The sequence below is a fragment of the Edaphobacillus lindanitolerans genome, from assembly GCF_900156305.1.
Classification (GTDB): domain Bacteria; phylum Bacillota; class Bacilli; order Bacillales_A; family Planococcaceae; genus Bhargavaea; species Bhargavaea lindanitolerans.
Genome location: NZ_FTPL01000004.1, coordinates 25,599 through 45,347, shown reverse-complemented (window position 1 = coordinate 45,347; position 19,749 = coordinate 25,599). Strand labels below are relative to the sequence as shown.

Genomic DNA, 19,749 nt, shown 5'->3' with positions numbered 1-19,749 from the left:
GGTTTTCACCATTCATCTATTCTTTATTCCATTCCCTCATACAGTTCCTGGACCGGCTTCATGAGGACTTGGTTGACGTCCTCGACAATCCGGCTGAGCTGCATTTCAGCCTGCAGCATCCCCGCAATTTTCGGGTTGTGCTGGGCGAGCTGGGCGGTTTTCTGGGCGTACTCGAGCTCTTCTCCGCTGATCTCCTCGCCGGACATCTGCTTTTGCTGGAGAGTGAGCTGAATCTTCCTGAAGCTATCAAACAGCTTCCGCGCCTCTTCGTCACCCTTCACCGCTGCGATTGCCAGCGAAAGTGCGGCATATTCATCGGTCTGGCGGAAAGTCGCCTCAAGACGGTTGATGTCGTTGTAAATGTTCACAGTCATTTCATCCACTCCAATCAATTAATTAGAAAGACGAGCAGCCCCTGCACAATCCCGATGAGCCCGCCGAGCACCGCACCAAGCACGGTGATCATCTTGAACTCACGACGGGAAATGCCGAGCACCAGGTCTTCCAGTTTGGCGACGGGGAAGGTGTCGACCTGTTCCTTCACCATCTGGTCGATCTTCAGCCTGCGCAGAGCCTCTTCCATCTTCGCCTCCGCCTGGCGGAAGCCGAACGCCGTCAATGCCGGCGTCACATTTTCACGGAGCCAGCCTGCACCGCCCGGCCAATATTCGAGCAGTGTCTTGTCGAGCCGTTCACCGGCCGCGAGTTCCTGCTTCACATAACCGCGGATCGATTTCCGGAGGCCCTCCCAGTCAAATCCGCCTGCAAGCTCGTCCATCGGCCGGGCTTTCAGTTTCTCCCATTCACGGCCGATGAGATCATCGAGCAGATTGGCCGTGCCGGGAGCGGACAGGAACTTCAGCCCTTCCCGCTGGACTTTCCCGACGAGTTTATCAGAACCGCCGAACATCGACTGCAGCATGCTGCCGAGCGTCCCTTTCGACTCAAGAAAGTCGTCGATCATCTTTCGGATCGTCGCCTTGCCCTCAATCGACGACACATAGTCCATCGCCCGGACAATCAGATACCGGCGGGCCTTCGGCAGGCGTTCCTCCATTTCCCCGATCCAGCGGTCCGGCAGCTTCTCCCCGACGGTCCCGTCGAGCAGTCGGCCTTTTGCTTCGGCGAACTTCGAATCGACGAGTCCGAGAACGGCCTGTTCGATCTTCTCATCAGCTCCGCCGACGCCGGCCGTTTCCAGCCAGCCGCCGATCGTCCGGTCCCCGGCGAACAGCTGCTTCTCGATCATCGCCTGGATCGCCGATTCCGCCTTCTCCTGCATCGCGGGCGTGAACAGCTTGTTGCGGAACGTATCCGGCGTCAGCAGGTAGTCGACAACGATCCGGCCGAACTGGCTCGCCAGCTCATCACGGCGCTTCGGGATGAGGCCCGGTGTGAACGGGATGCGCCAGTTCCCGATATATTTCGCTTCGTGCGGCCGGAACAGCATCTTGATCGCAAGGTGGTTCGTCACGCCCCCGATCACCGCTCCGATCACAGCCATCACGGCAATGGTCAGCACTGCATTCAATCGCTTCACCTTTTTCCTTCTGGGTTCGACAATAGTATAACAGACGAACCGCAGTAACAGAAAAAGGAACGCCGCACCCGATCAAGACGGGATGAAGCACAGCGTTGCAAACTGTCTAATTGTTGATCCACCCCGGACAAAAATCTTTTCCGGTCACCGGCAGCTAAAGGGCGTTATACATCATCGAAAACCGGATCGCATGCTCTGTCTCGTCATGCATGGCGAGGAACAAGGGATTGTATGCCTCCGGGATCGGAATCTCGAGCAGCATCACTTTATACAACTCGGCCGCTTCAAGTTCGTCCCGGACCGCCTTCTTGGCGCAGGATTTCAGGCTGTCGCACGGCCCCGGCTTCCGCAGACTTTGAACGAATGAACCCGTCAGCATATAATAGAGCTGCTGAAACATTTCATAATGGCTTTTTTCGTCTTCCATTGCATGATGGATGAAATCAAGCCAATACGGATCTTTTGTGAGCGAGGCCATCGATTTGTAGAAGTGGTACGCCTTGTATTCTTCCTCAATCGCCTCGCGCAGCTGATCGGTGAACACGGCCGCATCCTTTCATCGCGTTTATTCTTATGAATATGCGATCCGGACGGCCATCATGAAAGGGATGAAGGACATGCTGCAGCATTTCACGTACAAGCCGATGTTCGGGGACGGACGGCTACCGGGATGGACGTTTTCATTTCTCTACAAAAACACACGGTACTCCGGCGACTACAAGCAGGACGGCACGATCGCCTGGACCGGCGATACGCCGCCGGACGAAGAACAAGTGAAAAAAATGATCCACGAGCTCATGACCTTCCACGTCTATGAGTAAACCGTTTGGCCTGCCGCATTTCCGGGAATACTGAGTGTATCACCGGAAGGAGGAATCCCGATGGCAGACAAGAAACCGGTCCAATTCACCGACGAGAAGCAGCAGCTCGATGAACAGCAAAAGCGCGAACAGGAAAAGATGCAGGACAAGCAGCGCATCGCGGACGAGCAGAACCGCATGACCGACACGCAGAACCTGCGAAAATGAGTTCAAAAGGACAGCCCCCGTCCCGGAAAGTATCCGGTGACGGGGGCTTCTTTTGGCCGATACGATTAACGAATGATTTTGAGGGAGTGTTTAAAGCAGCCCGATTCTTCTACGAAATAACTAACTAAAAAGGATTAAAGATAGCGGCGGACCTTTTGGCAGTAGGATACAAATTCCTCACCATAGATCTTTTTAAGCGATTCTTCCTCACGAAGTACTTGTCTATGGAATAGCCAATAACCGGCAACCAGATATAAAAGCAGAATCCAGTTAGGGTAAATTAGAAACTCCCCTAATAAAACCATTCCAAACGCTGTATAAATCGGGTTTCGGCTAATAGCGAACGCTCCATTTGTAATTAATGAACCGGGGGTGTCTTCATCAATTCCTACCCTGAAGCTGTGCCCAAACGACATTAAACCGAAAAGGAATAGGAAAATGCCAAGAGCGCACAAGCCCGCCCCTATCCAACCAGCGATCACATTGTTAAAGAGTTCTGTTCCCAGCCGCGGCATGTTAAATGCATTGGAGAAAATTACATACAATAACAGCAAGGCAAATGGAGGTATAAAGAAATCTTTTTTATCCAGTTCACCAAATTTAAATGCGTGTATGCCTAACTTTTTTAATTGGACCAAACGACAAATCACCAAGACGATCAATAGAACGATGGTGATGGCCGCAATGTACTTTTGCAATTCCATACCTCCTCTCAATCATTCATTACGACCACAGTCCCTGACATCCTTCCCTGCCAACTATCACATTTTAAATAACCTGTTTAGATTATAAGTAAAACTCCCAGTATAAGAGATTCCCGCCCAGCACGACAGCGGTGATTAGGGTAAGGATCCGGAGCAACCGCTCGCGTTGATGGATCTGTCTATTCCTTATCAATTGAACAAGCATGCAGCAGCCGAGGAACGTTGAACCGGCCACATACAGCAAATTGGCAGCCAGGAACGGCTGAATGGCTGAATAGGTGGTCATTGATCCGGCTTTGTAGACGATCCAGACGACGTTAAGTCCCACCAGCACATTCAATCCGTTCTGAACCAGCAGGAGCCGGTTATTCCGCTTCCTGTTCAAAAGGAGGACAATCACGAAACCGAAAGAAAATAAGCCGGCCAGAGCGGCCAGTACAACCGTCGCCCATTGGAACACATGCAGTGACCGTGGGATGTAGAGCAAGTCGCTCACTCCGGATGACAGGAGTTTATCCCCTTCCGGTCCGGTCGAATAGACGTCGAGCGCAAAGGCACTGAAGTCGTCTTCAGTTACATAAACACCCGGTTCCGTCTGAGTGTATTGAAGTCCTTTCATCGTTAAACCGTGGGCGCCGGCGGGTTCTGCCTTGCTTCTGAGAAACAGGCCGTACACTTTGCTGAATCCATGGCGCGGCACACGGGCCGGCTCATAAATCCCGCTCCACTTTGAGGCCATTTCCAACGGTTGATTTCGGTTCTGAACCGGGGGCTCCCCGAAGACAAGTTCGGGTATGCCAAGTGTGAGGGCACTTTCATACGCCGTGTTCGTCATGACCAACACACCGGTGTCCACCGCCCTGTCCACGTAAATGGAGGAGCTGAACGCAAGGGTATTCCCGCCGTGCCCGAGCGTTGATCCGCTTGCGGACGGCAGGAAAAACAGACCGTTCGCGATCCGGGGCACATCCGTTCCCGGATAAAACAGAGAAGGCCGGAACAATGATTCGATCGTTTCCTTCTGTTTGAACAAAGGAGTGCCGTCTTCACTGAGCAACGCCTGCATCAGCTTTTGCAGATCCGAAGCAATACCCGTGACGCTTCCCGCCGGATACATGGGGATCACATACCGGTTCGGCTCGATCAGCTGCCGGTCCTCTGTATACCCTTGGATCTTCCGTCTCTGCTTTTTCACCCATTGATTGTCATCCTGCTCGGGATCGATGGCGGTTCTCATCATTTGAAGGGGTTCGAAAATATGAGACCGGACATAGTCCCCGAAATCCAGCCCGCTCACTTCTTCAACGATGTAAGCAGCGAGGCCCGCCCCATAGTTGGAATACGCCGTGACCTGCCCCGGCGGGAACACCTGCCGGACATCGGCGGCTTCCAGCACTTCTCTCAATGACGCTTTTTCGGACGGTTCCAACACCATCAAATCCGTGTAACTGTCATCGAAACCCGCCGTATGATTCATCAGATGGTTCATGGTGACCGGATGGCCGTCCGATGTTTTCGAACGGAAATCCGCCGGCAGATATTCGTCGATGTCCTTATCCAGATGGATCTCCCCGGCCTCTGCCAACTGAAACACACTGATCCAGACGAGAAGCTTGGAAACAGACCCCCATTCAAAGACCGTCTCCTCATCGACCGCAATCTGTCGCTCCCGGTCTGCAAACCCGATCATCCGATACGTGACTTCGTCTTCATTGATCACAATCACCGCTGCCCCCGCGGCAGTCCCTTCATGCTCCTTCAGATATTCCGCCAATTGATTTTCCGGCTCTTGCTGTTTGGATGCCGAAACAGCGGGGTGAAAGAGGAACAGAAATACTGTGAAAATCAGAGCAGCATAAACGAATAGACGTGATGGTGGAGTGCCCTGTGCGTTCACCGATTATCAAACCACACTCTCTGCATGTTTTTTCCACACAAACCGACTCTGGCAACATTTTACTGCCAGAGCCTATGTTTTCAGTCTATTCTAACATGCCATGATCAAATAACCGAACCTTCCTTTTCCCGGAAACATCACTCCCCCGCAAGCTTCCTCCTTCCGAACACCACATAATAATAGGTGGACGAAATGACATACAGCACGCCCGTGATGGAGAACGCCCACGCATAACCCCAGTAGGATCCGTATGCGACGACGAGACCTGCGGAGACGGGGCCCATCGCGGCCCAGCCGGCCTGGAAGACGGTCTGGTTGACGGAGTTGGCGAGCCCTTTGTATTTGTCGTGGACAATCTCCATCGAGATGGCGCTCTGGATCGGGTTGCCGGCATTCATGAGCGCCTGGCGCATGAGGAATCCGAGCGAGGCGAGGCCGAGTGACATCGTGTAGGCCGTCAGGAACAGGAACGGAATCGACGCGAGCTGGAAGAAGATGAGCGCCTTCACCTTTCCGACGCGTTTGACGAGCGCCGGGCCGACCATCATCGCGACGGCGGTCATGGCGGAGCCGAGCGACAGGATGAGCCCGATATAGGCGTTCGACGCCCCGAACCGGTTGGCGAAATACAGGTTCAGGTAAGGGATGACAAGACCCGATCCGAAACCGATGAGCAGGTTGGCCACACCCAGATGGAAAATGAGCCTGGCGTTTCGGCCGAGTGCTGCGTCTGCCGGATCTTCCTCGGACGGCGGCTCGGGGATTCTTGCGGGGGTCGCCTCTTTGTCTTCCTTTGCATGTTTACCAGACGACAGGAAAAACAGCGGCCCGATTCCGGCCGTGAAGATTGCCGCGCCGGCAATGAGCGACCAGCGGATCGATTCCACCGCGGGCAGCCCGAATGTTTTCTCGAGCAGGTCCGCGATCACTCCGCCGCCAAGGCTTCCGATGACGCCCGCTACAGTGACGAGCGAGAAATAGATGCTGAACAGATGGACGCGCTCCGAGGCATTGGAGTTCTCCGCGAGGAACGGAACGCCCGACACCTGTAAAAACGCCATCGTCAGGCCGGTGACGAACGCGGCGGCGACGAGCGTGCCTTCCGCCGTTTCCACCGACCGATAAAACAAGGTCAGCACCGTGAGTCCGGATCCGCCGATGAGCAGCCATTTCCGGCCGAACCGGTCACTCAGCAGGCCTGCCGGAACGAGGATGATCGCCGTCGCAAGCGCGGTCATCGAGATGACATTGCCGTTTACCGTCTCCGGCATGCCGAGCGCCTTGATATACAGGTTGTACATGACGGCAAACACCCCCATCCCGACCTGGATGAGGATATTCGCCAGCATGAACAGCCGCACGTTCCTGCTGAACCCCGAAATTTTGGTTTTCCAGTCTTTGAGCCAGGCCATCATTGGAGGGAGCTCCTTCGTTTTCCGTTTATTTCGACATTCGGATTATACGATTCGGTGAGATAAAAAGCAATACCGGCGGCAGAGCCTTGACTCCGGTTACGCTGCTCCGCCGGACCCACTCTTCCGCGATGCTAATCCACTCAAACCGGATATGAAACAATTTGGGCTTTTTATGAAACCACTCAACTTCAACAGGAAACCACTCGGGCAGCGGATGCCGCCACTCACCGTCCCCATGAACCGCTCAAGAAGCAGTCGCCTTGGCAGGCCCCCTTCGATTCAAAAACAGCCCCGGCGAACCGATTCGCCGGGGCTGTTTCCTATACAGATGCTTATCTTCAACCGCTCTTCCCCGCTGCCTGCGTTCCCGCCTGCAGCTTATACATCTGGGCATATTGCCCGCCGTACGCGAGGAGCTGGTCATGGTTTCCTGCTTCCACGATCTCGCCTTTGTCGAGCACGAGGATGCGGTCTGCATTTTTGATCGTCGAGAGGCGGTGGGCGATGATGAAGGTCGTGCGGCCTTTTTTCAGGACGTCCATCGCATGCTGGATGATTTCTTCGGTTTCGGTGTCGATGTTCGACGTCGCTTCATCCAGGATCAAGATCGCCGGGTCGAACGCAAGTGCACGTGCAAATGAAATGAGCTGCCGCTGGCCCGCAGAGAGGGTGCTTCCCTTTTCCACGACCGGCGCGTCGATGCCGTCCGGCAGATGCTTCAGCACACGGTCGCCGCCGACCGCTTCCAGCGCCTGTTCGACTTGCTCGCGGGAGATCCGCGGGTCGCCGAGGCTGATGTTGGATTCGATCGTTCCGGTGAACAAGTACGGATCCTGCAGCACGATGCCCATATGGTCGCGGATCGTCTGCCGCGGCAGTTTCGTTATGTCGGAGCCGTCGATGACGATGCGTCCCTTGGACGGATCGTAGAACCGGAACAGAAGGTTCATAATCGAGCTTTTCCCCGATCCGGTATGCCCGACGAGCGCGACGGTCTCTCCTTGCTTCGCTTCAAAGTCAATGCCTTTCAACACGTATTCATCGCCTTTATAGGCGAACCATACGTCTTCAAAGCGCACATTGCCCCGGTAGCGGGCGATCTTCTTGTCGCTCACCGTCTCCCCTTCCTGATCGAGCAGCTCGAACACCCGCTCCGCCGCGACGAGCGAGTGCTCGAGGCGGGAGAACTGGTTGACGATGCCGGTGATCGGATTGAAGAGGCGGGTGATGTAGTCGACGAACGCGTAGAGCGCACCGACCGAGATGGCCTGCGGCGCGGTGAGCGCCACGTTTCCGAAATACAGGACGAACAAGAGGAACGTCATCGAACGGAGTGTATCCACCAGGTTGAACGATGTCGCGGAGTCCATTTTCAGGAGCTTGTTCTGATAGCGGAAGTGCTCGTCATTGAGCGCTTCGAACTCTCCTTCCATCTGCTTCTCCCGGCGGAACGCCTGGATGATCGTCATGCCCTGGATGGCTTCGTTGATCATCCCGTTCAGGTCGCTCACTTTGCCCCGGATGATCCGGTTGTATTTGGAGGCGAATTTCCGGTAAGTGATCATCCATACATAAAGCACCGGGATGAGCACAAGCATCATTCCGCCGAGCTTCGGATCCAGCCACAGCAGCGCGATGAAGATACCGCCCATATACATGAAGCTCGTCGCAAACTGCGACAGGACGGTCACGTACATGTCACGGATCGCTTCCGTATCATTCGTGACGCGTGCGACGACCTTGCCGGCCGGCAGGTTGTCGAAGTACCGGATCGGCAAGGTCTGGATCTTGCCGTACACTTCATTGCGCATCTTCTGGATGATCCGGTTCGCCCCTTTTTGAAGCAGGAGGTACTCGGAGTAGCGGAAGATGGCCGTGATGACGGCGAGCCCCATGAACAGGGCAAGCAGCCCGGCGATCGGACCGAATTCGATGCCGCCCGTCTCGCTTCCGGCAATATGGTTGTCGATGATGGTCTTTGCGATGAGCGGTCCGGCCAGGTCTGCCGCGACGGCGAGCGCCAGGCAGATGATGCCGGGGATGACATAGCCTTTTTGTCCGACGGCATATCGGACGAGCCGTTTTCCTTTATTCATGCGAATCCACCTCCCCGATCTGCTGGCGGTCGAATTGCTCACGGTACCAGCGTTTATTCCCGAGGAGCATGTTGTGCGTGCCTTCCTCGATCACACGTCCGTCTTCCAGCACGATGATCCAGTCGGCGTGTTCGATCGCCGACAGCCGGTGGGTCGTGATGATCGTCGTCTTCCCTTCCCGGCCTTCCCGGATGTTCCGGATGATCGCCGTCTCGGTCTTTGCATCCACCGCGGACAGCGAGTCATCCAGGATCAGGATTTCCGGGTCTTTGATGAGCGCCCGGGCGATCGAGATCCGCTGTTTCTGGCCGCCGGACAGGGCGACCCCTTTTTCGCCGACGAGCGTTTCCAGCCCTTCCGGCAGCATCGCAAGGTCCTTGCGGAAATGCGACAGCCGGATCGCTTCGTCGATCTCATCATCGGTTGCGTCCGGCTTGCCGAACAGGATGTTGTCCCGGATCGAGCGGGAGAACAGGACGTGTTCCTGCGGGACGTAGCCGAGCCAGTCGCGCACTTCGTCTTTCGTCAGGTCGTTGATCGAAACGCCCGAGAAAGTGAGCTCCCCGCTTCCGGCAGGATATTCGCGGAGCAGCTGGCGGACGAACGTCGTCTTGCCGCTCCCCGTCTTGCCGACGATGCCGAGTGTCCCGCCCCGCTCCAGATGGACGCGGAGCCGGTCCAGGTTCACCGCAGCTGACTGTGGATACTGGAAGGTGACCTCATTGAAGTCCAGCTCATCCGGGGTTCCCGCATGCTTCGGGTCGGCGGGATCCTTCACGTCTTCCTCGTACGCGAGCGTCTCGGACACGCGGTCGAGCGAGGCATTCCCCCGCTGCATGACGTTGATGAGCTCGCCGATCGCGATCATCGGCCAGACGGCCATCCCGAGATAGACGTTGAAGGTGACCAGGTTGCCGAGCGACATATCACCGGTCGACACGAGGAATGCGCCGTATCCGAGACCGATCGCGTAGCTGGCGCCGGTCAAAATCTTCGACGTCGGTGCGAAGAGCGCATCAACCCGCTCGACGGCGATGTTCTTTTCATATACTTCTTCGGTCTTGGCGCGGAATTTTTCTTCGGTCGCATGCTCCTGGACATACGCCCGGACGACCCGGACACCGGCGACCGCCTCCAGCACGTCGTCGTTCAGATCGCCGAATGCGTCCTGGGCGACGACATACCGTTCATGGATCTTCTTGCCGAGCACCTGCATGATGATCGCGAGGATCGGCAGCGGGATGATTGCTGCAAGCGTCAGCTTCCATGAAACAATGAAGCCCATCGTGAGAAGGATCGTCGCCAGGTACAGCGTGGAGTCGATCAATGTCATGATCCCGAAACCGGCCGTCTCGGAAATGGCCCGGAGGTCGTTCGTCGACCGGGCCATGAGATCGCCCGTCCGGTTCTTCTCATAAAATGTCGGCGTCATCTTCAAGAAATGACGCATGAGCCGGCTGCGCAGCGTCCGTTCGATCACATTTGCCCCGCCGAACAGCTGGTACTGCCAGACAAAGTTGGATGCATAGCCGACCGCCATGATGAGGAGCATGATCCCGGCGAAGCCCCACAGGAACCCCGTCGTCATGTCCCCTTTGTACATCGTGTCGATTGCCCGCCCGATGAGCCAGGGCGGCAGGACGACGAGCACGTTTGTGAGCGTCAGCAGCACGAGGGCCACTGAATACCGCTTCCAGTTCTCCTTGAAGAACCAGTCAAGTTTAAACAATACTGAAAACATAAAACCCCTTCTTCCCGAAACGGATTACCCTATCCGCCTTCTTTAGATTCCTTGATGAGAGTTTTCCTTTCCTTCACGATGCACATCGCGATTTCTCCTTTCCGGATTGTTGTTTATGCAACGCACGGCTGTTTTCCGTGCGGTCACACCATAACGGCGCATAAAAAAACAGAAAGCACGCCCCCTGTCCAAGGAGGCGCGCTCATTGAAAAAGGATCCGGCAGGCATGCCGGACCCAGGAAATAAACTGCGGTTCCCGAATTAAATTACGGGACGCATGGCGGGCAGGCATGACGATATGCTGTTTTTGATGATGGCAGTACGCACTTTAAAGTTGAACATCGTTCATGCCTCCCTTCCGCAGAATTTTAATAATTGTTCCGTTACTTTAACAGCCTACCGTTAAGTGGCTCGGCTTGTCAACTGTATTCTGAAAAAATAACCAAATTGGCATTCCCGGCATGAGAACAAATACAGTCTATGCACCCCTTACCGGTTTGATTCACCCTTGAAGGATATGGATTGCCGCTCCGAGCACCCCGGACACGAGCACAACAAGCCAGGGCGGCTGCTTCGCGAATTGCAGCAGTGCAAAGCCTGCCGCAGCCGCGGCCGCATCCCAGAAAGTGAAGATCGAGCTCGGAATAACCGGATCGATCAGCGCCGCAAACAGGATCCCGACGACCGCCGCGTTCACTCCGCTGAGTGCGGCCTTCAGCCACCGCCTGTTTCTGAGCACGGCCCAGAACGGCAGCATGCCGACGACGAGAAGGAATGACGGAAGGAACATCGCCCCGACGGCGACAAGCGCCCCCGGGATGCCATCCATCGTCATTCCGATGTAGGCGGACAGTGTGAAAAGCGGGCCCGGGACCGCCTGGGCGGCGCCGTATCCTGCAATGAACGCCTCCGCACCCATGTATCCGGCAGGTACGACTTCCCGCTCAAGCATCGGCAGGACGACATGCCCGCCCCCGAATACGATCGAGCCGACCCGGTAGAACACATCCAGGATCACGGCCAGCAAATGACCGGCAGCCGCCCGGACAGCCGGGAGAAGGACGAGCAGCAGCACGAACAGGATCCATGCCGCAATGCCTGTTTTGCGGCTGACCGCGATCGGTGTTTCTCCATCTCCTGCACCGGCCGGCTGCCTGTTCCGGTAAATCACATATCCTGCGGCTCCAGCCAATACGATGAGTCCGATCTGGCCGGCCGCCGTCGGTATGAGCAGCACCCCGGCTGCGGCGGCGGCGGCAATCAGCAGCCGGGGCCAATCCGGCGTCAGGTTCCGCCCCATCCCGATGAGCGCATGGATGACGATCGGGACAGCAACGATCTTCAGCCCTCTGATCCATCCGGCGTCAAAACCCGAACCGCCCCCGACGAGCCAGGCGAACAGCACGAGCAGCAGGACGGACGGCATCGTGAATCCGAACCAGGACAGGAAAGCGCCTGTGAGCCCCCCGCGCATGAGTCCGATGCCGATGCCCACCTGGGAGCTGGCCGGACCGGGCAGGAACTGGCAGAGCGCCACCAGGTCGGCGTAGGCCCGGTCGTCGAGCCACTTCTTTTTCTTTACATATTCATCCCTGAAATAACCGATGTGGGCGGCCGGCCCGCCGAACGACGTCAGCCCAAGCTTCAGCGAAGTCGACAGAATCTCTCCGTACCGCCCCCTATTCTTCTTTTCCATCAAAAAACCCCTTTCCGTTCACTCCTGCCCATCTTACTCAAAGCAGTCGTTGCCGGAAAGGGAATTTACAGAACCTTAACAATCTGACCGTCAGCCGTGTGTCCGGATGACCGCCACTTTCAGGTAATCGGATTCCATATGGTGCCGATGTGTGCGGAAGTCCGCCGGGAGCCGGAATTCCCGCTCGATCGAATATTTTCTCCCGGCAGCCTTGAATGCCTTCTCGATGAAGCCGCGGAATTTTTTCATGCCGAAGCCTGCGTGATTCGTCGAGGCGATGATGATTCCGTCTTTTGCCGTCACAGAGAGCGCATCCTCCAATAGTTTCGGATAGTCCTTGGCCGCGCTGAACGTCCTTTTTTTGGAACGGGCAAAACTCGGCGGATCGAGGATCAGCAGATCGAATTCCTTTTCATGCCGCTTGGCATATCGGAAATAGTCAAACACGTCCATGACAACGATATCCTGTGCCTCATAATCAATGCCGTTTGCGGAAAACTGCTCGATTGTCTTCGGCAGGCTGCGCTTGGCGAGATCCACACTCGTCGTGCCCGCCGCTCCGCCAAGCGCCGCCGCTACCGAAAAGGCACCCGTATAGGAGAATGCATTCAGCGTCCTGCGCCCGGATGCGAATTCATCGCGGACCGCTTTCCGGACATCCCGCTGGTCGAGGAAAATACCGGTCATCGCCCCGTCGTTCAAGTCGACGGCGAACTGCATGCCGTTCTCTTTTACCAAAATCGGAAAATCAGGCTTTTCACCATAGATGAAGTCATCATCGTCCACGTATTGCCCCTTCGAATCAAACCGCTTCTTTGCAAAGACCGACTTGACTTCCTTCAGACCCGCAAGGGCATCGTAAACATGACGGCGCATCGCATAGATCCCTTCGCTGTACCAGTTGATCAGGAAATGGCCGTCATAATCATCGATCGTCATCCCGCCGATTCCGTCCCCTTCCCCGTTGAACACCCGGAAAGCGGTCGTTTCGGCATCCTCATAGAAGGACTCCCTGCGGGCGAGCGCTTCTTTGATCTTCCGGGCGAAAAACGCAGCGTCGATCCCTTCGCCCTCTTTCGTCGCGAGCACCCAGCCGGCCCCCTTGTTCTGGGTCCCGTGATAGCCGGTCGCCACATACCGTCCTGCCGGGTCAACGATTTTAAGGAGAGTCCCTTCCCGTCCGAGCATCGCCGGATCTGCCACCGCCTCCTTCGGCAGGAGCGGCTGCCCCTTCCGGATGGATTCGGCTGTTTCCGCGTCCACCTTTACTTCTTTCATATTCATCCATCTTCCGCCTTCCTGTTCGTTCATCTTCCCATTATCGCACGCCGGACATCACCTTGACGAATCTGCGGCTGACCGGGTAGTTTATCCATTGTGTTTTTTTGACTCCGGATATAAAATTAAAGTAACTCACAACTTTTTTCTATTAACAGGAGGTGTACACTTTGTCCTCCCCCTCATTTGGGTCAGGGACGAAGTCTTTATTTGGACATTGCCATACGATTGGCAGCATTTGCTGCCTTAATCGCCTTCACCGCGTTTTTTGTCGCGAGTGAATTCGCAATCGTGAAAGTCAGGACAACACGCATCGACCAGCTGATCGCGGAAGGCAACCGCAAAGCCGTGCGGGCTAAGAAAGTCGTCTCCAATCTGGATGAATATCTTTCTGCCTGCCAGCTCGGCATTACGATTACCGCCCTCGGCCTCGGCTGGCTCGGCGAACCGACCGTCCAGCGCCTGCTCGATCCCTTGTTCAACCGGTTCGAGATCCAGGGCAGTGTCGCGTCGATCCTTTCTTTCATCATCGCCTTCTCAACGGTGACCTTCCTTCACGTCGTCGTCGGCGAGCTGGCCCCGAAATCCGCTGCAATCCAGAAGGCGGAAGCGATCACGCTCAACTTTTCGGGACCCCTCGTCGCCTTCTACCGGCTCATGTACCCGGTCATCCATGGCATGAACAGCACGGCCCAGGGCCTGATCCGGCTGTTCGGCCTCAAGCCGATGTCCGAGTCCGAAGCTGCACACTCTGAGGAAGAACTGCGGATGATTCTCTCCGACAGCTTAAAAAGCGGTGAAATTAACCAGTCCGAATATAAATATGTCAACAAGATTTTCGAGTTCGACGACCGGATCGCCAAGGAGATCATGGTGCCCCGGACTGAAATGATGTCCGTCGAGAAAGAGATGACCCTCCGCGAAGTGTTCGACGTCATGGGCGTCGAGCAGTATACGCGCTATCCCGTCACGGACGGCGACAAGGATCACATCATCGGCCTCGTCAACATGAAGCATCTTCTCACGGCGTTCATCAAAGATCCGGCGAACGGCACACGCCCAGTGATGGACTTTACACAGCCGGTCATCCGGGTCATCGAGTCGATCCCGATCGGGGATCTTCTTCTGAAGATCCAGCGCGAGCGGATCCATATGGCCGTGCTTATGGATGAATACGGCGGCACGAGCGGGCTTGTCACGATCGAGGACATCCTCGAAGAAATCGTCGGAGATATCCAGGACGAGTTCGACGTCGACGAAGTGCCGGATGTCCAGGCCGTCGGCGAGAACCACTACATTTTCGATGCCAAGATGCTCATCGAAGACATCAATGACATTCTCGGCATCCATATCGACGAAGAAGATATCGACACGATCGGAGGCTGGTTCATGGCCAAGCGTTTCGATGTCGTCAAAGGCGAGAGGATCATCGAGCAAGGCTATGAATTTCTCGTAAAAGACATGGAGGGGCACCATATCCTCTATATCGAAACGATGAAAGCGGACCCTGAACCCGAGCTGTCGCTGGAAGACCATGCTGCTGCAGCCGAATCCTGATCAACATCCCCGGACCATGGGTGTCCGGGGATTATTTTATTTTCTGAAAGACGGCGGGATTAAACGGGACAGCGGCATTTAGGGTATACTGGATTGTCCGGAGGTGACGCTATGGATCTTTATTCCAATCTAAAAAAAGGTGAGCGTGGAGCCTGGGTCAGCATCTGGACTTATGTCGTGCTCAGCCTGGTCAAATATACGGCCGGAACGCTCGGTGCCTCGGACGCCCTGAAAGCGGATGCCCTCAACAATACGACTGACGTCATCGCATCGGTGGCGGTGCTGGTCGGGCTCCGGATTTCCCAGAAGCCCCCGGATGACCAGCACCGGTACGGCCACCTTCGTGCCGAGACGATCGCTTCTCTCATCGCCAGCTTCATCATGGCGGCGGTCGGCCTTCAGGTCCTCATCGGCGCCATCCGGTCGCTCGCCGAGGAAGAAACGGCCGCCCCTTCCCTCTTTACCGGACTCATCGCACTTGCAAGCGGGATCGTCATGTACATCGTCTACCGGTACAACCTCAAGCTTTCCAGGAAGATCAACAGCGCGGCATTGAAGGCGGCCGCATTGGACAACCGGTCCGACGCCCTTGTCAGCTTCGGCGCGGCGGCCGGGATTGCAGGCGCCATTTTCGGCTTCCCGATCATCGACACGATCACCGCGATCATCATCGCCATCATGATTCTGCTTTCTGCAGGCGCCATCTTCAAAGAAGCCGTGTATACCCTGACAGACGGTTTTGACGAAGAGGAAGGTCAGGAACTGTCCAAGCTGGCCGAATCGGTCAGCGGTGTCATCCGCCTCAAGGAATTCAAAGGAAGAATGCACGGCAATCATGCGTTCATCGACCTGACCGTGACAGTGGACCCCATGCTGAATGTCATCGAAAGCCACCGGATCACAGAAGAAATCGAGCGAAGACTGGAAAACGTGAAACCTTTCAGCACAGTGCTCGTACATATAGAACCGGAACTTTCGGACAATAGATAAATCAGGGGGAACTTACCGTCATGTACGATTTTGTCGATCAGAAGCGGGTCGTCTCGTTTACGCTGGCCGTCATCTTTTTCATCCTGGCCATTTTCGGCCCTGCAGCCCTTTTGCTTCCATTCAAGAACGGATTCATCACAAGGGAGGCCCAGGCAATCGGCACATCCGGCTGGTCGCTCATCACCGGCGGCGTCGGGTTGCTCGCCGTCTCCGGCATCTTCATGGTTTTTGCCACAGTGGAAAAGACGTCAAGGAAAGTCATCCTGACGCTCGTCCTGCTCCTCGTGGCCGTGCTCGGCATTGTTCTGTCATCCAAAGACTATTACTACTACACGCCGGAACGGTTCGTCATCAGCCCGCCATTCTCGCTCACATCCCACACGTACGAGTGGGATGACTTCGAGCAGGTCGATGAAAACCTCACGAAGGAAGGCGGGACGCTCACCGTGAAATCCGTCGATTTCCTCATGAAGGACGGAACCCGGTACAGCTTTGACAGGGGCGTGATGATCCAGCGCTATCAGCCGATCATCTTCGCTGTCCAGAATGCCGGCGGAAAGTATGTCAGAAAAGAGTCATGACCGAAAAATCCGGCATGCGGTGTGATCCGCATGCCGGATTTTTCAGTTCATCAAGATCCGTTGTTTTCTTCGTCCGTTTTGTCCAGCATATCATTTTCGTCCGTCGTTGTATCCGTTCCGTCCATGTCTCCCGTATCTTCGTCCGATTCCGTATCAGTGTCCGTATTCGTATCCGTATCCGTGTCGGTGTTTGTGTCATTGTTTGTGTCTGTATTCGTGCCCGTGCCGTCTTCCGGCGCCTGGTCCACGTCTCCCGTCGGCGTGTCTACATCCGTGTCGTCATTGTCGTCGTTGTTGTTGCCGCAGGCGGCGAGCATGCCGACCGACAGCAGCGCGGCCGCTCCGGCCTTCATCCATCTCTTTGCTTCCATGTTGGATTCCTCCCAGATGTCTGTTTTCCGAAATGTCTTGATGTACTCATTATTCCCCATATTGAGGGATTCAATCACAGGAAGCTAAAAAACAGGAAAAGCCGTCCATCCGGGCAACTTTCGGACAGACGGCCATATCGGTTCATCCAGGGCAGCAGGTGAGTCAGTCTTTCTTGTATTCCACTCGGTACACGTCGTGCCGGCGGTCCTTCAGCTGCTTGACAGTGCCGTCCTGCCGCTGGCGGCGGAGAATTTCCAGGTCGATGTCCCCGATCAGGGCCATCTCGACATTGGCGTTCGTCTCGCCGACAATCCCGTCACGGGCGAACTCGAAGTCCGACGGTGCGAAAATCGCCGACTGGGCGTACTGGATGTCCATGTTCTCGGTCTGCGGGAGGTTGCCGACCGTACCGGAAATGACGGTATACACCTGGTTTTCGACGGCGCGGGCCTGTGCACAGTACCGGACGCGCAGGTATCCCTGCCGGTCTTCCGTGCAGAACGGTGTGAAGATGATGTTCGCGCCCATGTCCGTTGCAATTCTCGCAAGCTCCGGGAATTCGATGTCGTAGCAGATCTGGATGGCGATTTTCCCGCAGTCGGTGTCAAAGACCCGGACGGCGTCGCCCGCACTGATGCCCCACCACTTCCGTTCATTCGGCGTGATGTGGATCTTGTATTGCTTCTCGATCGAGCCGTCACGGCGGAACAGATAGGCGATATTGTAGATTTCCTCATCATCTTCCTTCACAAAGTGAGAACCGCCGATGATGTTGACGTTGTAGCGGACGGCGAGATCGGTGAACAGCTCGATGTATTCCTCCGTGTACTCGGTCATCTTCCGGACCGCGATGCTCGGAATCGGCTCGTTGAGGAAGGACATGAGCTGGGTCGTGAAGATTTCCGGGAAGACGACGAAATCGGAATGGGCATCCGATGCCACATCGACGAAGTACTCGACCTGGCCGGCCAGGTCCTCAAACGAGGAAATCTGGCGCATCAGGTACTGGACCACACAGATCCGGACCGGATAGCTCGTTTTGAAATGCCGCTTCGACTGCGGCTTGTAGTCGATGTTGTTCCACTCCATCAGCGTCGCGTATTTGCGGGATGCCTTGTCGTCCGGCAGATAGTCCGGGTTCACCCGCATGAGCGTGAATCCGTTCATGAGCTGGAACGACAGCACGGGATCATAGATTTTATGGCGGGACACCGCGTCGACGTATTCACGCGAGGTCATTTCCTTTTCGTGCTTATAGTAATTCGGAATCCGGCCCCCGATGACGATCGATTTCAGGTTGAACTTCCGCGCCAGGTCTTTTCGCGCTTCGTAGAGGCGCTGCCCGACTTTCATCCGCCGGTAGGCCGGGTCGACCATCACTTCGATGCCATACAGGTTGTAGCCGTCCGGATTGTGGTTCGTGATGTATCCTTCATCGGTCACATCGTCCCACGTATGCTTATCGTCATATTCGTCGAAGTTGATGATGAGGCTGGAGCAGGAACCGATGATCTGGCCGTCGAGCTCCGCGACGAACTGGCCCTCCGGGAAAATGGCGAGATGACTCTCAAGATGCCCGCGCTCCCACGGATCCATCCCGGGGAAACACGTGTCCTGCATCCGCAGGATTGCGTCGATGTCCTCGCGGGTCATCTCTCGGATCACCATACTTTTTTCAAACGAAGACAAATCAAATTGCTCTGACATGGGAGAGCCCCCTTTCTGTTCCAATACCCATTATTATACCCCGATACGGCCTGAACCGAAAACTTCCCGCTGGGCGGGAAGCTGCATGCCATTAAGTGAATAAATCGTGTCCATCCCCCGAATCTGCCGGCCCGGATGCTTGCAAAACCTTTGTCACCCGCGTTTTCTCCTTCTATAATCGTAGGGAGTCCAACAATCAGGAGGCCCGCTGTGGAAAAAAGATTAGAAAACTCGCTTCTCTTCATCTGGACGGTTTCACTCATTGCAACGGCCGGTTCTCTCTATTTCTCCGAAGTGAAGGACTTCATTCCGTGCGAAATGTGCTGGTTCCAGAGGATCCTCATGTACCCGATCGTCATCATCGGCGCAATCGCCTTTGTCCGGAAAGACTTCCGTGCAGCCGCCTACACGGCCGCTCTGTCGATCATCGGAGGCTCGGTCTCCCTTTATCATTACGGCATCCAGAAAGTGCCGTTCCTCCAGTCATCCGCACCTTCCTGCGGACAAGTGAGCTGTACGGGGGCATACATCAACTGGCTCGGGTTCATCACGATTCCGCTGCTTGCCCTGACCGCATTCATCATCATCGCCGTCCTCAGCTTCCTCATGCTGAAGTGGCAGAAGGAGTCGAAGTAATCTATGAAGAAACTGCTCATCATCGGAGGCTCGGTCATCATCCTCCTCGCCCTGCTCGTCTTTGTGAACAGCCAGGCGAACAAGTCGAAGCTGGCGGACAGCCCCTACGGGGACAAGCAGCTGAGACAGTCGACGATCGACCAGCTCGACGATGAAAATTACCAGAACATCATCCTGCCCGACGAACTGGAAAAAAAGATTGAATCCGGCGAACCGGTCAACGTCTATTTCTTCAGCCCGGAATGTGAGCACTGCAAAGAGATGACGCCGCGCCTCATGCCGATTGTCAAGGACATGGACGCGGAGATCGTCCAGTATAACATCCTTGAATATGAAGAGGGCTGGAACCAGTACAACATCGAAGGGACCCCGACACTTGCCCACTTTGAAGACGGCCAGGAAGTGGATCGCATCGTCGGCTCCCAGCCGGACGAGACCATCCGGGCATTTTTTGAAAAATATCCGAAGTGAAATGAGAGCCGCGCAGCATGCGCGGCCTTTTTTAGGAGGT

General features: G+C 55.6%; 19 protein-coding genes. 7 read left to right on the top strand and 12 right to left on the bottom strand.

Annotated features, from left to right (window positions below):
• Positions 1-23: 23 nt before the first annotated feature.
• From B0B07_RS12405 to B0B07_RS12395, 3 genes are all read right to left on the bottom strand, one after another.
• Positions 24-374, bottom strand: a complete 351-nt coding sequence (locus B0B07_RS12405) for a YlbF/YmcA family competence regulator (protein ID WP_076759364.1) — start codon at positions 372-374, stop codon at positions 24-26.
• A 14-nt stretch (positions 375-388) separates the two neighbouring features.
• Positions 389-1,540: a DUF445 domain-containing protein gene (locus B0B07_RS12400; protein WP_327078200.1), complete on the bottom strand. Its 1,152-nt coding sequence runs from the start codon at positions 1,538-1,540 to the stop codon at positions 389-391.
• 154 nt (positions 1,541-1,694) lie between these two features.
• The gene (locus tag B0B07_RS12395) at positions 1,695-2,084 is read right to left on the bottom strand and encodes a ferritin-like domain-containing protein (RefSeq protein ID WP_076759363.1); all 390 of its coding nucleotides are present in this window, start codon (positions 2,082-2,084) and stop codon (positions 1,695-1,697) included.
• A gap of 73 nt (positions 2,085-2,157) precedes the next feature.
• On the opposite strand from B0B07_RS12395, the gene B0B07_RS12390 reads away from it, so the two are divergent.
• Both B0B07_RS12390 and B0B07_RS15290 read left to right on the top strand, forming a co-directional pair.
• The gene (locus B0B07_RS12390) at positions 2,158-2,361 is read left to right on the top strand and encodes a YheE family protein (RefSeq protein ID WP_076759758.1); all 204 of its coding nucleotides are present in this window, start codon (positions 2,158-2,160) and stop codon (positions 2,359-2,361) included.
• A 60-nt stretch (positions 2,362-2,421) separates the two neighbouring features.
• Positions 2,422-2,568 (top strand): hypothetical protein, encoded by a 147-nt coding sequence (locus B0B07_RS15290; protein ID WP_159438446.1) that lies wholly within the window; start codon positions 2,422-2,424, stop codon positions 2,566-2,568.
• Between the two features lie 134 nt (positions 2,569-2,702).
• Here the strand turns inward: B0B07_RS15290 and B0B07_RS12385 are convergent, their stop codons facing one another.
• The 7 genes from B0B07_RS12385 to B0B07_RS12355 form a co-directional block, all read right to left on the bottom strand.
• Entirely contained in the window at positions 2,703-3,266 is a 564-nt protein-coding gene (locus tag B0B07_RS12385; RefSeq protein ID WP_084186688.1) for a methyltransferase family protein, read from the bottom strand.
• Between the two features lie 88 nt (positions 3,267-3,354).
• Entirely contained in the window at positions 3,355-5,046 is a 1,692-nt protein-coding gene (locus B0B07_RS12380) for a serine hydrolase domain-containing protein (protein ID WP_234982396.1), read from the bottom strand.
• A 260-nt stretch (positions 5,047-5,306) separates the two neighbouring features.
• Positions 5,307-6,584, bottom strand: coding sequence for an MFS transporter (locus B0B07_RS12375; RefSeq protein WP_200805817.1), 1,278 nt, complete (start codon positions 6,582-6,584; stop codon positions 5,307-5,309).
• Positions 6,585-6,922: 338 nt separating this feature from the next.
• Positions 6,923-8,680: an ABC transporter ATP-binding protein gene (locus tag B0B07_RS12370; protein ID WP_076759359.1), complete on the bottom strand. Its 1,758-nt coding sequence runs from the start codon at positions 8,678-8,680 to the stop codon at positions 6,923-6,925.
• Positions 8,673-10,421, bottom strand: a complete 1,749-nt coding sequence (locus tag B0B07_RS12365; protein ID WP_076759358.1) for an ABC transporter ATP-binding protein — start codon at positions 10,419-10,421, stop codon at positions 8,673-8,675. The genes B0B07_RS12370 and B0B07_RS12365 overlap by 8 nt, the downstream gene beginning before the upstream one ends.
• A 502-nt stretch (positions 10,422-10,923) precedes the next feature.
• The gene (gene chrA, locus B0B07_RS12360) at positions 10,924-12,117 is read right to left on the bottom strand and encodes a chromate efflux transporter (protein ID WP_076759357.1); all 1,194 of its coding nucleotides are present in this window, start codon (positions 12,115-12,117) and stop codon (positions 10,924-10,926) included.
• A 90-nt stretch (positions 12,118-12,207) separates the two neighbouring features.
• Entirely contained in the window at positions 12,208-13,401 is a 1,194-nt protein-coding gene (locus tag B0B07_RS12355) for a class I SAM-dependent rRNA methyltransferase (protein WP_144264360.1), read from the bottom strand.
• 204 nt (positions 13,402-13,605) lie between these two features.
• Here B0B07_RS12355 and B0B07_RS12350 point away from each other — a divergent pair, with 204 nt between their 5' ends.
• The 3 genes from B0B07_RS12350 to B0B07_RS12340 all read left to right on the top strand — a co-directional run bounded on the left by B0B07_RS12350 (position 13,606) and on the right by B0B07_RS12340 (position 16,523).
• Complete coding sequence (locus B0B07_RS12350; protein ID WP_200805816.1) at positions 13,606-14,952, top strand: hemolysin family protein; 1,347 nt, start codon at positions 13,606-13,608, stop codon at positions 14,950-14,952.
• A 111-nt stretch (positions 14,953-15,063) separates the two neighbouring features.
• Complete coding sequence (locus tag B0B07_RS12345; protein ID WP_076759355.1) at positions 15,064-15,942, top strand: cation diffusion facilitator family transporter; 879 nt, start codon at positions 15,064-15,066, stop codon at positions 15,940-15,942.
• Positions 15,943-15,962: 20 nt separating this feature from the next.
• Positions 15,963-16,523, top strand: a complete 561-nt coding sequence (locus B0B07_RS12340) for a hypothetical protein (protein ID WP_076759354.1) — start codon at positions 15,963-15,965, stop codon at positions 16,521-16,523.
• A 50-nt stretch (positions 16,524-16,573) separates the two neighbouring features.
• Here B0B07_RS12340 and B0B07_RS12335 read toward each other — a convergent pair whose 3' ends face one another.
• Together B0B07_RS12335 and B0B07_RS12330 are read right to left on the bottom strand one after the other, a co-directional pair.
• Positions 16,574-16,894 (bottom strand): hypothetical protein, encoded by a 321-nt coding sequence (locus B0B07_RS12335; protein WP_076759352.1) that lies wholly within the window; start codon positions 16,892-16,894, stop codon positions 16,574-16,576.
• 163 nt (positions 16,895-17,057) lie between these two features.
• Positions 17,058-18,602, bottom strand: a complete 1,545-nt coding sequence (locus B0B07_RS12330; RefSeq protein WP_076759351.1) for a carbon-nitrogen hydrolase family protein — start codon at positions 18,600-18,602, stop codon at positions 17,058-17,060.
• Between the two features lie 210 nt (positions 18,603-18,812).
• Here B0B07_RS12330 and B0B07_RS12325 point away from each other — a divergent pair, with 210 nt between their 5' ends.
• Both B0B07_RS12325 and B0B07_RS12320 read left to right on the top strand, forming a co-directional pair.
• Positions 18,813-19,238, top strand: coding sequence for a disulfide oxidoreductase (locus B0B07_RS12325; RefSeq protein ID WP_076759349.1), 426 nt, complete (start codon positions 18,813-18,815; stop codon positions 19,236-19,238).
• 3 nt (positions 19,239-19,241) lie between these two features.
• A complete protein-coding gene (locus B0B07_RS12320; RefSeq protein ID WP_076759348.1) occupies positions 19,242-19,709 on the top strand; it encodes a thioredoxin family protein in 468 nt (155 codons plus the stop codon).
• The last annotated feature ends 40 nt before the right edge of the window (positions 19,710-19,749 follow it).

Bases quoted from the DNA above. Each gene is read 5' to 3' on its own strand.
- B0B07_RS12405 (WP_076759364.1), bottom strand. From the start codon at position 374: ATGACTGTGAACATTTACAACGACATCAACCGTCTTGAGGCGACTTTC.
- B0B07_RS12390 (WP_076759758.1), top strand. From the start codon at position 2,158: ATGCTGCAGCATTTCACGTACAAGCCGATGTTCGGGGACGGACGGCTA.
- B0B07_RS15290 (WP_159438446.1), top strand. From the start codon at position 2,422: ATGGCAGACAAGAAACCGGTCCAATTCACCGACGAGAAGCAGCAGCTC.
- B0B07_RS12375 (WP_200805817.1), bottom strand. From the start codon at position 6,584: ATGATGGCCTGGCTCAAAGACTGGAAAACCAAAATTTCGGGGTTCAGC.
- B0B07_RS12370 (WP_076759359.1), bottom strand. From the start codon at position 8,680: ATGAATAAAGGAAAACGGCTCGTCCGATATGCCGTCGGACAAAAAGGC.
- B0B07_RS12365 (WP_076759358.1), bottom strand. From the start codon at position 10,421: ATGTTTTCAGTATTGTTTAAACTTGACTGGTTCTTCAAGGAGAACTGG.
- chrA (WP_076759357.1), bottom strand. From the start codon at position 12,117: ATGGAAAAGAAGAATAGGGGGCGGTACGGAGAGATTCTGTCGACTTCG.
- B0B07_RS12355 (WP_144264360.1), bottom strand. From the start codon at position 13,401: ATGAATATGAAAGAAGTAAAGGTGGACGCGGAAACAGCCGAATCCATC.
- B0B07_RS12345 (WP_076759355.1), top strand. From the start codon at position 15,064: ATGGATCTTTATTCCAATCTAAAAAAAGGTGAGCGTGGAGCCTGGGTC.
- B0B07_RS12340 (WP_076759354.1), top strand. From the start codon at position 15,963: ATGTACGATTTTGTCGATCAGAAGCGGGTCGTCTCGTTTACGCTGGCC.
- B0B07_RS12335 (WP_076759352.1), bottom strand. From the start codon at position 16,894: ATGGAAGCAAAGAGATGGATGAAGGCCGGAGCGGCCGCGCTGCTGTCG.
- B0B07_RS12330 (WP_076759351.1), bottom strand. From the start codon at position 18,602: ATGTCAGAGCAATTTGATTTGTCTTCGTTTGAAAAAAGTATGGTGATC.
- B0B07_RS12320 (WP_076759348.1), top strand. From the start codon at position 19,242: ATGAAGAAACTGCTCATCATCGGAGGCTCGGTCATCATCCTCCTCGCC.